At 73.0% G+C, this 13,388-nt stretch carries 13 protein-coding genes; 7 read left to right on the top strand and 6 right to left on the bottom strand.

All coding sequences use genetic code 11. From position 1 onward, the window contains the following. Positions 1-994: Gfo/Idh/MocA family protein (locus HET64_RS27740; RefSeq protein ID WP_251145961.1), on the top strand; the 994-nt coding region annotated here is incomplete at its 5' end. A gap of 24 nt (positions 995-1,018) precedes the next feature. Here the strand turns inward: HET64_RS27740 and HET64_RS27735 are convergent. Continuing rightward, positions 1,019-2,686: an alkaline phosphatase gene (locus tag HET64_RS27735; RefSeq protein ID WP_215109892.1), complete on the bottom strand. Its 1,668-nt coding sequence runs from the start codon at positions 2,684-2,686 to the stop codon at positions 1,019-1,021. 144 nt (positions 2,687-2,830) lie between these two features. On the opposite strand from HET64_RS27735, the gene HET64_RS27730 reads away from it, so the two are divergent. From HET64_RS27730 to HET64_RS27720, 3 genes are all read left to right on the top strand, one after another. After that, positions 2,831-3,595 (top strand): SDR family oxidoreductase, encoded by a 765-nt coding sequence (locus HET64_RS27730; protein ID WP_215109891.1) that lies wholly within the window; start codon positions 2,831-2,833, stop codon positions 3,593-3,595. Positions 3,596-3,739: 144 nt separating this feature from the next. After that, positions 3,740-4,219: a lamin tail domain-containing protein gene (locus tag HET64_RS27725; RefSeq protein WP_215109890.1), complete on the top strand. Its 480-nt coding sequence runs from the start codon at positions 3,740-3,742 to the stop codon at positions 4,217-4,219. 113 nt (positions 4,220-4,332) lie between these two features. Continuing rightward, positions 4,333-5,187 carry a PhzF family phenazine biosynthesis protein gene (locus tag HET64_RS27720; RefSeq protein ID WP_215109889.1) on the top strand — a complete coding sequence of 285 codons (855 nt, stop codon included), beginning with the start codon at positions 4,333-4,335 and terminating at the stop codon, positions 5,185-5,187. Positions 5,188-5,221: 34 nt separating this feature from the next. Here HET64_RS27720 and HET64_RS27715 read toward each other — a convergent pair whose 3' ends face one another. Together HET64_RS27715 and HET64_RS27710 are read right to left on the bottom strand one after the other, a co-directional pair. Continuing rightward, positions 5,222-6,244, bottom strand: coding sequence for a hypothetical protein (locus HET64_RS27715; protein WP_215109888.1), 1,023 nt, complete (start codon positions 6,242-6,244; stop codon positions 5,222-5,224). Between the two features lie 68 nt (positions 6,245-6,312). Beyond that, positions 6,313-6,984: a TetR/AcrR family transcriptional regulator gene (locus HET64_RS27710; RefSeq protein WP_251145960.1), complete on the bottom strand. Its 672-nt coding sequence runs from the start codon at positions 6,982-6,984 to the stop codon at positions 6,313-6,315. Between the two features lie 176 nt (positions 6,985-7,160). Here HET64_RS27710 and HET64_RS27705 point away from each other — a divergent pair, with 176 nt between their 5' ends. The 3 genes from HET64_RS27705 (at position 7,161) to HET64_RS27695 (ending at position 10,202) form a co-directional block, all read left to right on the top strand. Continuing rightward, positions 7,161-8,552 (top strand): MFS transporter, encoded by a 1,392-nt coding sequence (locus HET64_RS27705; protein WP_374105580.1) that lies wholly within the window; start codon positions 7,161-7,163, stop codon positions 8,550-8,552. 84 nt (positions 8,553-8,636) lie between these two features. Further along, the gene (locus HET64_RS27700) at positions 8,637-9,224 is read left to right on the top strand and encodes a GNAT family N-acetyltransferase (RefSeq protein WP_251145959.1); all 588 of its coding nucleotides are present in this window, start codon (positions 8,637-8,639) and stop codon (positions 9,222-9,224) included. Between the two features lie 75 nt (positions 9,225-9,299). Continuing rightward, positions 9,300-10,202, top strand: coding sequence for a glycosyltransferase family 2 protein (locus HET64_RS27695; RefSeq protein WP_215109885.1), 903 nt, complete (start codon positions 9,300-9,302; stop codon positions 10,200-10,202). Between the two features lie 16 nt (positions 10,203-10,218). Here the strand turns inward: HET64_RS27695 and HET64_RS27690 are convergent, their stop codons facing one another. From HET64_RS27690 to HET64_RS27680, 3 genes are all read right to left on the bottom strand, one after another. Continuing rightward, complete coding sequence (locus tag HET64_RS27690) at positions 10,219-10,731, bottom strand: GNAT family N-acetyltransferase (RefSeq protein ID WP_215109884.1); 513 nt, start codon at positions 10,729-10,731, stop codon at positions 10,219-10,221. Between the two features lie 56 nt (positions 10,732-10,787). After that, positions 10,788-12,233 carry a glycosyltransferase 87 family protein gene (locus tag HET64_RS27685; RefSeq protein ID WP_308370394.1) on the bottom strand — a complete coding sequence of 482 codons (1,446 nt, stop codon included), beginning with the start codon at positions 12,231-12,233 and terminating at the stop codon, positions 10,788-10,790. Positions 12,234-12,483: 250 nt separating this feature from the next. Further along, on the bottom strand, positions 12,484-13,388 hold a 905-nt coding region (locus HET64_RS27680; protein ID WP_215109883.1), incomplete at its 5' end, for an aldo/keto reductase.

Raw genomic sequence — 13,388 nt, 5'->3', positions numbered from 1 at the left:
GGGTGGGACGGTGCGTTGGGGTGTGCTGGCGACGGGCGGCATAGCCGCGACCTTCACGGCGGACGTACAGCGGCTCCCGGACGCCGAGGTGGTGGCGGTGGCCTCGCGCACGGAGGCCTCGGCGCGGGAGTTCGCCGAGCGGCACGGGATCGGGCGGGCCTACGGCAGCTGGGCGGAGCTGGTCGCCGACGACGAGGTGGACGTGGTGTACGTGGCGACGCCGCACTCGGCGCACCACGCGGCGGCCTCGCTCGCGCTGCGGGCCGGGAAGCATGTGCTGTGCGAGAAGGCGTTCACGCTCAACAGCCGGGAGGCCGAGGAACTGGTGGCGTTGGCCCGGGAGCGCGGCCTCTTCCTGATGGAGGCCATGTGGACCTATCTCAACCCGGTGGTCCGCCGCCTCACCGAGCTGGTCCGGGACGGGGCGATCGGCGAGATCCGTACCGTCCAGGCGGATTTCGGCTTCGCGGGCGACTTCGCTCCCGGGCACCGGCTGCGCGATCCGGAGCTGGGCGGCGGGGCGCTGCTGGACCTGGGCGTCTACCCGGTCTCCTTCGCCCACCTGCTGCTGGGCGAGCCGGACCGGGTCCAGGCCGACGCGCTGCTGTCCCCGGAGGGCGTCGACCTGAACACGGGGATGCTGCTCGGCTGGGACTCCGGTGCGAACGCGCTGCTGTCCTGCTCGATCGTCGGCCACCATCCGACGGCGGCCACCGTCATCGGCACGGCCGGGCGGATCGACCTCCCGCGCGACTTCTTCCACCCCGACCACTTCGTCCTGCGGCGGGCGGGCACGGAGCCGGAGACGATCACCGCGGGTCCGGGACCCCAGGGGCTCTCGGGCATGCAGTACGAGGCCGTCGAGGTGGCACGGGCGGTGCGGGCCGGTGAGACCGAGTCCCCGCTCGTCCCGCTGGAGGGCTCGCTGGCGGTGATGCGGACGCTCGACGCGGTACGGGACCGTATCGGCGTCCGCTACCCGGCGGACCGCTGAGCCCGGTTGCGCGGGCGTGCGCCCTTACGCGGGGGTGAGCCCCGGGTTCCCGGCCTCGGTGACGAAGGAGGCCGCTGTGGCGAGGGGCGCGCCGGGGGTCGTGACGGCCTCCACCGTACGGAAGTCGGCGCGGGCCTCCTTCGTTCCGAGGGTGACGAGCGCGTAGCCGCGCCGCCCGTTGTAGTGCTTGAGGTGCGGGTTGGCGCGGGTCTGGTTCTCCCAGTTGGCGGGCCGGTCCGCGCCGTTCTTGCCGCTGCTGACGGACGTGGTGACGATCTCCGTGCCGACGGTCCGCGAGGCGGGGTCGTCGAAGTCCTTCTTCAGGTCGAAGGCGTAGGAGACGTGGACGTCGCCGGTGAGGACCATGAGGTTGTCCACCCCGGCGGCCTCGGCCCCGGCCAGCACCCGCTGCCGGGAGGCGGGGTAGCCGTCCCAGGAGTCCATGGAGAGCTTGAAGGCGTCGGTGGGCACATCGCGCCGCTGTGCGAAGGTGACCTGCTGCGGAACGACGTTCCAGGTGGCGTTCGAGGCCCGCCAGCCGTCGGTCAGCCAGCGTTCCTGGGCGGCCCCGGTCATGGTGCGCGCGGGGTCCTCCGACTCGGGTCCCGGGGTGCGCCAGCCGTCGCCGTACGCCTGGTCGCTGCGGTACTGGCGGGTGTCGAGGATGTCGAACTGGGCGAGCCGCCCGAACTTCAGACGGCGGTAGAGCCGCATGTCTGGTCCGGTGGGGCGCTGCGGGGTGCGCAGCGGCTGGTTCTCCCAGTACGCGCGGTACGCGGCGGCCCGGCGCAGCAGGAACTCCTCGGGAGGCACGTCGTTCTCGGGGGTACCGCCCGCGTAGTTGTTCTCGGTCTCGTGGTCGTCCCAGGTGACGACGAAGGGGTGGGCGGCGTGGGCGGCGCGCAGGTCCGGGTCGGACTTGTAGAGGCCATAGCGCAGCCGGTAGTCCTCCAGGGTGACCGTCTCGCGGTTGTAGTGGGCGGGGAGCCGGCGGTCGGTGTAGTCGCGGGCTCCGCCGGTGGCGGTGACGGCGTACTCGTAGAGGTAGTCGCCGAGGTGGAGGACGACGTCGACGTCCTCGGCGGCGAGGTGGCGGTAGGCGGTGAAGTAGCCGTCGTGGTACGCCTGGCAGGAGACGGCGGCCAGGGCCAGGGAGCTGGTGCGGGCTCCGGGGGCCGGGGCGGTGCGGGTGCGGCCGGCCGGGCTGGTCCAGCTGCCGGTGCGGAAGCGGTAGTGGTAGACCCGGCCGGAGTCGAGGCCCTGGACCTCGGCTCGGACGCTGTGGGCGAACTCGGGGTGGGCGGTGACCGAGCCGCGCCGCTCGATGCGGCGGAAGCGCTCGTCGCGGGCAACCTCCCAGCGGACCTCGACCCGGCCGCGCGGCAGTCCGCCGCCCGGCTCGTAGGGGCGGGGCGCGAGCCGGGTCCAGATGAGGACGGACGCGGGCTGCGGGTCGCCGGAGGCGACGCCGAGGGTGAAAGGGTTCTCGGTGATCCGGCGGGCGTCGACTTCGGCGGCGCTCGCCGTGCCGGCGGCGGGCAGGTTCACGGTGAAGGCGAGCGCGGCGGCGGCTCCGGTGACGGTCAGGAAGCGTCTGCGTCCCACCCCCGGTTCGAGCAGCCGTGCGGCGGCGCGGAGTTCGGTGGCCCGTGTGCTCTGATCGGGCGTCATGATGGTCTGTGCGGCTGTCATATGCCCCTCCTCAGCCCGGATGCTGTCGGGCTTCATGGCAGCCGCACGCGACGACGCACCGTTGTCGCGTGCACAACATCCGCATGGCGGGTCGATGAGCACCGCGTGCCCCGTGCACCGATCCGTCCCGTACGCTGCCGGGCCATGAACACTGAGCAGACCGGCCGGAAAGTCGCCGTCGTCACGGGTGCGGGATCAGGGATCGGGCGGGCGGTCGCGCTCGCCCTCGCGAGCGCGGGCTGGTCGCTCGCGCTCGCCGGCCGGCGGGCCGAGCCACTGGCGGAGACGGCGGCCGCCGCCGGGGACACCGGGGCACTGTGCGTCACCACGGACGTGACCGACGCCGACGAGGTCGGCGCACTCTTCACCGCCGTACGGGAGCGGTTCGGCCGGCTGGACCTCCTGTTCAACAACGCGGGCACGTTCGGGCCGGGCGGCGTACCGCTGGAGGACCTGACCGTCGAGGACTGGCGGGCGGTCGTCGACGTGAACCTGACGGGCGCGTTCCTCTGCGCACAGGCGGCGTACCGGCTGATGAAGGATCAGGATCCGCAGGGCGGCCGGATCATCAACAACGGCTCGATCTCCGCCCACGCGCCGCGCCCGCACTCGATCGCGTACACCGCCACCAAGCACGCGATGACGGGGCTGACGAAGGCGCTGTCGCTGGACGGCCGGGCCCACCGGATCGCCTGCGGGCAGATCGACATCGGCAACGCGGCGACGGAGATGACCGAGCGGATGTCGACCGGGATCCTCCAGGCCAACGGGGAACTGGCGGCGGAGCCGGTGATGGCGGCGTCCGACGTGGCGCGGACGGTGGTGCACATGGCGGAGCTGCCGTTGGAGGCGAACGTCCAGTTCGCCACGGTCCTGGCGACGAACATGCCATACATCGGACGCGGCTGAGCCCGCAAGTGATCAGGTTCGCTCGAACTAGCCATTAAATGGCCGAATTTGCGGATTTCTTTACCCAGGACCGAGCAAGCGCGTGCTGTCCGTATGATCGCATCTCGTTACGCCTTCACCAGAACACCACAGAAGGAACACCGCATGCGCATACGTACCGCTGCGCCGATCGCCCTGGCCGCCGCCACCGCACTGGCCGGCTCGCTCCTCGCCACGGCGGCGCCGGCCACGGCGGCCGCCCACCAGGGCGGGCTGCACTTCGGGACCGTGCAGTACGACGGCCCCGGCAAGGACAACCGGACCAAGAAGTCGCTGAACGCCGAGTGGGTGAACATCCACAACAACGGCAAGAAGAAGGTCCAGCTCAAGGGCTTCAAGGTGAAGGACAACACCGGCTACACCTACACCTTCGGCAGCTACACGATCGGTGCGGGCAAGACGGTCAAGCTCCGCACCGGCAAGGGCAAGAACGTCTCGGGCACCGTGCACTGGAACCGGGGCTCGTACGTCTGGAACAACACCGGTGACAAGGCGCGGCTGATCAAGCCGAACGGGAAGCTCCAGGACTCCTGCTCCTGGAAGAAGTCCACGAAGGCCAACAAGGGCGTCAAGAACTGCCACTGACCCGCCCCGGGAGGGCCGGTCGCGGAACGGGGGTCCGCGACCGGCCCTCCCGCACGCCGTACCGCCGTACCGGGCGGGGAATGCCGGGAGCGGCGGCACGGTTGGACCCCTGCATGACACCTGATCCCGCGCCCGAAGTCCTGCGCTACACCGCCTTCTCCGCCGACCCCGCGGGCGGGAATCCCGCCGGGGTCGTCCTGGACGCCTCCGGGATGGACGAGGAGGCGATGCTCGCCGTCGCGGCGGAGCTGGGCTACAGCGAGTCGGCGTTCCTGACGGAACGGACCGGCGAGGGCGCGTACACGATCCGCTATTTCAGCCCGAAGGCCGAGGTGCCCTTCTGCGGTCACGCCACGGTCGCCACGGCGCTCGCCCTGGCCGAACGGGACGGGCCGGGCGAGCTGGAGTTCGCCACGCCCGCGGGTCCGGTGCCGGTGACCGTCGTCCGGGAGGGCGGCCGACTCCGCGCCACCCTCACCAGCGTGGCCCCGCGCGTCGAGGAGGCCGCGGCGGCCGACCTGACGGAGGCGCTGGCGGCCCTGGGCTGGGCGGCCGCCGACCTCGACCCGGCCCTGCCGCCCCGGATCGCCTACGCGGGGGCCCGGCACCTGGTGCTGGCCGCCGCCACCCGGGAGCGCCTTGCGGACCTGGACTACGACTTCGCGCGGCTCGAAGCGCTGATGCACCGGCTCGACCTGACCACGCTGCAACTGGTCTGGCGCGAGGGACCCGAGGTCTTCCACGTCCGGGACCCCTTCCCGGTGGGCGGAGTCGTCGAGGATCCGGCGACGGGCGCCGCGGCGGCGGCCTTCGGCGCGTACGCACGGGAGCTGGGGCTCGTTCCGGACGCGGCCGTGCTGACCCTGCACCAGGGGGCGGACATGGGCCGGCCCGGCACACTCACCGTCGAACTGCGCGCGGGAGACGCCAGGATCCGGGTCGGCGGAACGGGCACCCGGATCGGCTGAACCACCTTCCAGGACACGGCGAACGGGCGGCGGTTCAGCCGGTGGTCTCCTTGGCCGGGGAGACGTGGGCGTACCAGCGCTCCGTCTCCCGCTGGTCCAGCGCGCGCTCCAGCAGGGCGTCGCCGCGCATGCCGGGGAAGAAGCGGCCCGCGGGCCAGGTCCGCCGGTAGGACGGCTCGTCCAGGACCAGCAGCCGGACGCCGTCGACGACGGGGATGTCGGCGGGGGCGCCCTCGTTCCAGAGGAGTTCGCCGCCCGGGGCCACCAGGTCGAAGGAGCCCACGGTGTCCACCTGACCGGGGGTCTCCCGGCAGACCGCCGCCTCCTGCGACGACGGCGCGTGGCCCTCCACATGACCGCCGCCTATGAGCGCGTCGGCGAGCAGGGTGTGCAGCTGGAAGTTGTCCCCGATGCCGGAGAGCCGCAGGAGGTAGCCGGTGCCGCTCGGCCGGTGGAGGGCGACGAGCGGTTCGTCGTCCAGCACGAGGAGGGCGTAGGCGAGGGACTTCAACTCCGTGCCGGAGGCCCGCTCCACCGCGCCGAGCAGCCGCAGCGCCTCGCCCCGGAAGCCGGCCGCCCGCCGCACGCCGGGGTGGTTCAGCATCGCTACGGCGGCCGTCTCCCACTGGGGAAGGGTCCACCAGCCGACGGCCGCGTCGGCGCCGGCCCGCTCCACCGCCTCCGGGCCCGGCTCGCCGCCGTCCGGAACGGGGAACGTGCCGCCCCCGGTCGCGTTCCACGCTTCGCAGAACGCCCAAGCCTGCTCCAGCGCCCATCGCAGCCCCGCCAGCACTCCCGGCGCGCAGCGCTCGGCGTCCGCGCCGCGCTCGACACAGGCCCCGACGAGCACGGCGACGACGGCACGGGGGCCGGGCGGCACCTGCTCCAGCACGGCGGCGAGCCGCGGCCCGCCGTCCAGCAGCTCCGCCTCCCTGGCCTGCCCGAAGGTCTCCTGCAGCCGGACGAACGCCTTGCCGGAGCGCTTGGCGTCCTGGGCGGTCACCGCCGCCTCGAAGTCGGCGACGGCTCCCCCGAACCCGGCTTTACCGAATATCATTCCAGCACTTTATCGACGCACCCCCGGGCACCACGAAGCCGGTCGCCGCCCGGGGCTTCCCACGCCCCTCAGCGCACGTAGACCCCTTCCCGCGCGGCGGCGACCGCGGCGGCGGCGGCCCGGTCGGCGGCCGCCTCGTCCAGCGGGGCGCCACTGGCCAGCAGCCGGTAGTACAGGGGCGCCGACACCGCGGCGATCACCTCGCCCGGGTCCGTGCCGGCGGGCAGTTCGCCGCGGTCGACCGCCGCCTCGACGCAGCCGGACCACTCCCCGATCCGCACCGCGTAGAAGCGGTGCAGGGCCTCGGCGGTCCGCGGATCGCAGGTGGCGGCGGCGATGACGGCCACGAAGAGAGCGCCCTGCCGGGGATCGGTCAGCGTGCGGACCGCGAGGCGGGCGTTGGCCCGGAGGTCCCCGGCCAGTGACCCGGTGTCCGCGCGCGGCAGTGACTGCTCCGCCATGTCCGAGAGCAGATCGGCCACCAGTCCGGCGGGCGCGGACCATCGCCGGTAGACGGTCGTCTTGCCGACCTCGGCCCGCCGGGCGACGTCGGCCAGGTCGAGCCCGTCGAAGCCGTGCTCGACCAGCGCGTCCCCGGCGGCGCGCAGCACCGCCTCCCGCACCCGGGCGGTGCGGCCCCCGGGACGCACGGTGCCCGGTTCCCCACCGTCGGCGTCGACACCTCCTGAGCCTCCGGAGCCCTCGGAGCTTCGGGAGTCTTCAGCACCTTCAGAAGTCATAACGGGTCTCCAGTTCCATTAACAACGCTTCCCCTGCTACGGTGACGCTCACCTTAACGGAACCACAGCACCGTTAAGTAGTCCCGCGCTCAGGAAGGCGCCCTGCCATGTCCCGTACCGCACCCACACCCGCTCCCGCCGGGCCGACGGCCGTCCCCCGTGCCGCGGGCCCACGCATGACGAGACGCCAGAAGCTCGTGCTGGCCCTGCTGCTCGGCTCCCAGTTCATGATCGCGGTGGACTTCTCGATCCTGAACGTGGCGCTGCCCGTCGTCGGGGAGGGGCTCGGCTTCTCCCTCGCCCACCTCCAGTGGATCGCCACGTCCTTCGCGCTCGCCGCCGCCGGATTCACCCTGCTCTTCGGACGCGTCGCCGACCTCGTCGGCCGCAAGAACCTGTTCATCGGCGGCATGGTCGTCCTCGGCCTCTCCTCCGCGCTCGGTGGCCTCGCCACCTCGCCCGAGGTCCTGCTCACCGCCCGCGTGCTCCAGGGCCTGGCCACCGCGGCCGTCACCCCAGCCGGACTCGCGCTGCTGACCACCGCGTTCAAGGAGGGGCCCCTGCGCGAACGGGCGCTGGGGCTCAACGGCGCCCTGATGTCGGCCGGGTTCACCGCCGGAGCGATCCTCGGCGGCCTCCTGACGGACCTGCTCTCCTGGCGCTGGGCCTTCTTCATCAACGTACCGGTCGCGGCCCTGGTCGTGATCCTGGCCCCGTCCGTGATCACCGACTCCCGGCCGGAGCGGCGGCCCCGGCTCGACGTGCCCGGCGCGGTCACCGTCACCGGCGGGCTGCTGCTGCTCGTCCTCGGGCTCACCCAGGCCGGCGAGACCGGCTGGACCACCCCCACCACGCTGGCCTTGCTGGCCGCCGGAGCCGTCCTTCTGATCACGTTCGTCCGCATCGAGCGGCGGGCCGCCGCACCGCTCGTCCCGATGCACATCCTGAAGCGGCGGAGCGTCGTCTGGGGCAACGCCGCCGGGCTGACCGCCTTCGTCACCGAGACCTCGCTGGTGTTCCTGCTCACCCTGTATCTCCAGGAGGTCCTCGGCTACTCCGCGCTGGCCACCGGCCTCGCGTTCGGCGTGCTGGGCGTCGGCACGGTCATCGGCGGGATGCTCGGCGGGCGGGCGGTGGGCCGGTTCGGCAACCGGCGCGCCATCGTGCTGGGCGGGGTCGTCCAGGCCGTCGCCACGCTCTCGCTCGTCGCGCTCGGCACGTCCGGATCCTGGATCTGGCTCCTGCTGGCCGCCACCTTCGTCGGCGGTGTGGGCAACATGCTGATGATCGTCGGCTTCATGGTCACGGCCACCTCGGGCCTGCCCGACGAGGAGCAGGGGCGGGCCACCGGGCTGGCGACGATGACCCAACAGGTCGGCATCACCCTCGGCATCCCGGTGATGAGCGCGGTCGTCACCGCCCGGACGGGGGCCGCGACGGGGCCGGAGGCGGTACTGTCCGGCGTCTCCACCGCCATCCTCGTGAACTCCGTCCTGGTCCTGGCCGGCGCCCTGCTCGCCGGGTACTTCCTGACCGGGAGGGACCGGAGGGCAGCGGCGGAGGGGTGAGCCGAGCACGGGGCGGCCCCCGCCCCCGGGGCCGAGGGCCGCCCCCCGGGGGCGGAACAGGATCGACAGCGGGAGGATACGGACATGCCCGAGCCCGAGCCGCTGACCGTTCCGAGCATGTCCGCGGGACCGGACTTCGTCCTGCGCCCCTGGGAGATGAGCGACCTCCCGCTGGTCCGCGAGGCCTCGCTCGACCCGTACATCCCGCTCATCACCACGATCCCGTCCCGCTACTCGGACGCGGCCGCCGAGGCGTTCGTCCGCAGGCAGTGGGAGCGCGCGGCCACCGGCGCCGGATACCCGTTCGCCATCGTCCGCTCCCGGGACCGGCGCCCGGTCGGCGCGATCGGGCTCTGGCTCCGCGACCTGCCCGAGGGCCGCGCCTCGCTCGGCTACTGGCTCACCGCGCCGGCCCGCGGCCAGGGCGTCGCCCGCGCCGCGCTGCGTACGGTGACGGGGTGGGCCCTGCGCGACCTCGGGGTCCAGCGCCTCCAGCTCTTCATCGAGCCGTGGAACACCGCCTCCGCCCGGATCGCCGAGGACGTCGGCTTCCGGCGGGAGGGGCTGCTGCGCGGCTGGCAGCAGGTGGGCGACCGGCGGCGGGACATGACCGTGTACGCCTTGCTGAACACCGACGGGTCCGTGGATGGCCGGGCGGTAACCGCACACTGAACACCGAGGCGTTACGATCGCGGGCACCGCAGCCGACCAGCAGCCGCACGGCAGCCGAGCCCAGGAGTACCGAACTTGTCCGCACCACGCATCGGCGTATCCATCGTGACCATGGGGGACCGCCCGCAGGCGGTCGAGGCGCTGCTGGCGTCGGTCGCCATGCAGGACGTCCGGCCCACCCGGCTCGTGATCATCGGCAACGGGACGGCGCTCCCGGACTTCACCGCGTTCCCCGGCCTGGAGGACCTCGACGGCGGGTTGACCACCATCGAGCTGCCGGAGAACCTCGGCTGCCCGGGCGGCCGTAACGAAGGGCTGCGCAGGCTCGCCGAGATCGGCGACGTGGACGTGGTGATCGAGCTGGACGACGACGGGCTGCTGGTCGAGAAGGACGTCTTCCGCCGGGTGCGGGACCTCTTCGCGGCCGACGACCGGCTCGGCATCGTCGGCTTCCGGATCGCCGACGAGCACGGCGAGACCCAGCGGCGCCACGTGCCCCGGCTGCGGGCGGGCGACCCGATGCGCGGCGGCCCGGTCACGGCCTTCCTCGGCGGCGGCCACGCGTTCTCCATGAAGATGCTGGAGCAGACCGGGCCGTGGCCCGCCGAGTTCTTCTTCACCCACGAGGAGACCGACCTCGCCTGGCGCGCGCTGGACGCGGGCTGGAAGGTGCTGTACGAGCCCGAGCTACTGCTCCAGCACCCCAAGACGTCCCCGGCCCGGCACGCGGTCTACTACCGGATGACGGCCCGCAACCGCGTCTGGCTGGCCCGCCGCAACCTGCCCCTCCCCCTGGTCCCCGCCTACCTCGGGACCTGGACCCTGCTCACCCTCGCCCGCACCCGCGACCCGAAGGGCCTGCGCGCCTGGGCGGGCGGCTTCGCCGAGGGCGTCCGGACCCCGTGCGGCGAGCGGCGCCCGATGCGCTGGTCCACGGTGTGGCAGATGACCCGGCTGGGCCGGCCGCCGGTCATCTGACCCGCCGCCCGCGGCCTCAGCTGTCCTCGGGGGCCCAGCGGTAGAGCACGTCCGGCTCGTTCTCCTCGTTGCGGGCACCGTCGTCGAACGCCACGGCGGTGAACCCGTGCCGCTCGTAGAAGGCGCGGGCGGCGGCGTTGCGCTGGAACACGTACAGCTTCAGGGCCCCCCGCGCCGCGCCGCGCACCTCCGCCAGCAGCCGGCTCCCGATCCCCCGCCGCAGGGCGTCGGGCCGCAGGTAGAGGTGGTCCAGCTCGTCGTCCCCGGCGAGCACGGCGAACCCGATCGGTTCCCCGCCCTCCGCCGTCTCCTCGGCCACCCACACCGCGGTGCTGGTGGGCAGCACGACATGGGTGATCCACGCGAGGGTGTCCTCGTCGCTGTGGACCCGGGGCAGGTACGGCATGGCGGCGGCCCGCGATGCGAGGAAGACCCGGGTGACGGCCTCCGCGTCGTTCGGCGTGGCCGGGCGCAGCCGCACGCCCTGATGGTCCGGCCGGCCCACACCGGTGCTCTCCGTCGCGCTCATCGCCCTGTTTCCCCGCTTCCGTCGGCTGGCGCCGGGCGGTTCCGGCCGGCGCCCGGTCAGCGGTGATCAGAACACGCCGGGAGCCTTCCGCGCAGGTGGAATAACGCGCGGCGGAGCAACGCGCCGCAGCCGTGAGCGTGCTGGGGGCACGCGGCGGCCGGGGACGGGTGGGGCGGCAGACCTGTCGGGCTGTACGCCGGGTTCTGCCCGGCCCGGGCAGCGATCACGCTCCGACCTGCGTCGCACCGGCACCCGGCTGACGCGGCAGCCGTTCCGTCCACTTTCCGCTCGCCCCTCGCCAGAGTTCCGGAGGGCTCCCGTTCGGCACGGAAGTCCACAGCGGCGGCGACCAGGGCGGTCAAGAAGATGAGCACGTAGAGATTGGCCAGCACGAACGCGAGCGGCCCGTCCGCCACGGCGGGTACCGCGCCGTCCTCCATCGGATCGGCCAGGGTCAGCAACGCCGGGACGCTGCTCACCACGAGCACCATCGTCGGCAGCCACAGCGCACGACGGCGAGGCTGACCCGCCACCCACACCAGGAACACCCCGAACGGCACCAGCCAGACCCAGTGATGGCCCCACGACCAGGGGGACACCGCGGCCGCGCAGAGGCCGCACAGCGAGACCCCCAGCAGGGGTTCGCCGCGCCGCGCGGCCCGTGCGGCGAGGGTCAGCGTCGCGATGCCGACCGCGGCGGCGAGCACCGGCCACAGCCACAGGGCGACGTCCTGCGGTACGCCGTTCTTCAGCAGGAGCCCCCGCAGCGACTGGTTGTGCCGTGACGCCGGGTCGGCGAAGATCCGGCCGAGGTCGGCGAACATCCCCCGCAGCCAGTAGTCGGCCGCGGCGGTGGGTGTCAGGAGAAAGCTGACGATCACCGTTCCCCCCGCACACGCCGACGCCACGGCGGCCTGCTGGTACCGCCGGGTCGCGATCAGATAGGCCACGAAGACGAGCGGGGTGAGCTTCAGTCCCGCCGCGAGCCCGACACCGACTCCCCGGGCGGGATGGTCCGTGCGCGCTGTCAGATCGGCCAGCACCAGAGCGACCAGCAGCAGGTTGATCTGGCCGTCGATGAAGTTGCTGTACACCGATTCGAGGCCGAACGACGCGCCGGAGACCGTGATCACCACGAGGGTGAAGAGACGTGTCTCCATCGTGCCGAGGGTTCGGCAGGTCCGCGCCACGACGAACACCACCAACGCGGCGTTCACCAGCACCACGAGGATCCTGGCGGTTTCCCCGCTCACCAGGGAGAGCGGGGTGAAGAGCAGGGCCGCGAACGGCGGATAGGTGAAGTAGAAGTCCTGCCGGACGGGCAGCTCGTAGAGGTCCCGGCCTTCCAGCAGCGCCGTACCGCCGGCCCGGTAGACCTGAAGGTCCACCGCCTCGGCGCCGCCTGCGAGCACCGCACTGACCAGCCCGAACACGCCGAATCCGCCGACCAGGACGAAGGAGCCGACCGTTCGGGCGCTCGGCCAGTTGCGTTGCGACTTCACAGGAACCCCTTGGCGTGATGGCCGGAACGGGAAAGAGCTGCGGGACAGGGCGGCCGCGGGCCCCGCACATCAGCACCGCGCCCACCGGGACTGCGCGGGACACGGCTGTCCGGAACGACTCGATCTGCTTCACCACGGCGTCCCGGGGCCGGCCCGGCCGACGGCGCCGGCCCGCGGGAGGCGTGCCGGGCGCCGCGCGGCGGATTCGACGGGACGGCGTCCGCGGAGGACAGGAGGCCCTGTCCCGGCCTCAGAGGGGCGGCAGCCCTCCCTCCCCCGTCTCCAGCCAGTCACGCTCGGCGTCGGTGAGCCGGTGCGCCGCGGCCGCCAGCGAGTCGCGGACCTCCTCGGGCAGCCGGGGGCCGATGAGGGCGACGACCGGGAAGGGCTGGGAAAGCGTCCAGGCGAGGGCGATGCCGGTGGCGGAGATGCCGGTGCGCTCCGCCAGTACACGGGTGCGACGCAGCCGGGCGGCGTTGGCCTCGCTGTACCAGCTCTCCGCGAGCGCACCGGTACGCAGCTCGTCGGGGTCGGCCAGGGCGTGCGCGCCTCGGCCCTGGCTCGCCCAGGGGTACAGCCTGACGCTCCCCTCGGACAGCCACGTCCGCCAGGCCGGCGTGTTGGAGGTTTCGGTGCCCGGGTAGATGGGGTGGACCATGTCGATGAGGCTGTACTGGTTGCTGATGCCGGTGGGCAGCGGCAGACCGTGCGCGCGGGCGTAGTCGGCGGCTTCGGCGACGCGCTCCAGGGTCCAGTTGGACATCCCGTACCCCTGGATCAGACCGCGGTTCATGAGGTCGGTGAGGACGGTGACGAACTCCCCGACCGGGACGTCGGTGTTGTCGCGGTGCAGCATGTAGAGCGCGGCGCTGTCCCGGCCCATGCGCTCGAAGCTCTCGGCGAGCTGGCCCTCGACCCGGTCGGGGAGGCACTCCGGGGTGTGCGCGCCCTTGGCCAGCACCCAGACGTCCTTCTCGACGCCGCGCGACCGGGCCCAGGCCCCGAAGGTGCGTTCGCAGCAGCCGGGTCCGTAGGCGTGGCCGTAGAGCCAGGCGGTGTCGAAGGCCCGGCCACCGCCCTCCCAGTAGGCGTCGAAAACGGGGAACCCGCGTTCGTTCTGGCCGAAGGCGGAGGTGCCGAGGAGCAGCGGGGGGC

Source organism: Streptomyces sp. McG3 (assembly GCF_018619185.1).
Taxonomy (GTDB): domain Bacteria; phylum Actinomycetota; class Actinomycetes; order Streptomycetales; family Streptomycetaceae; genus Streptomyces.
This window is presented reverse-complemented; position numbering and strand designations above follow the sequence as displayed.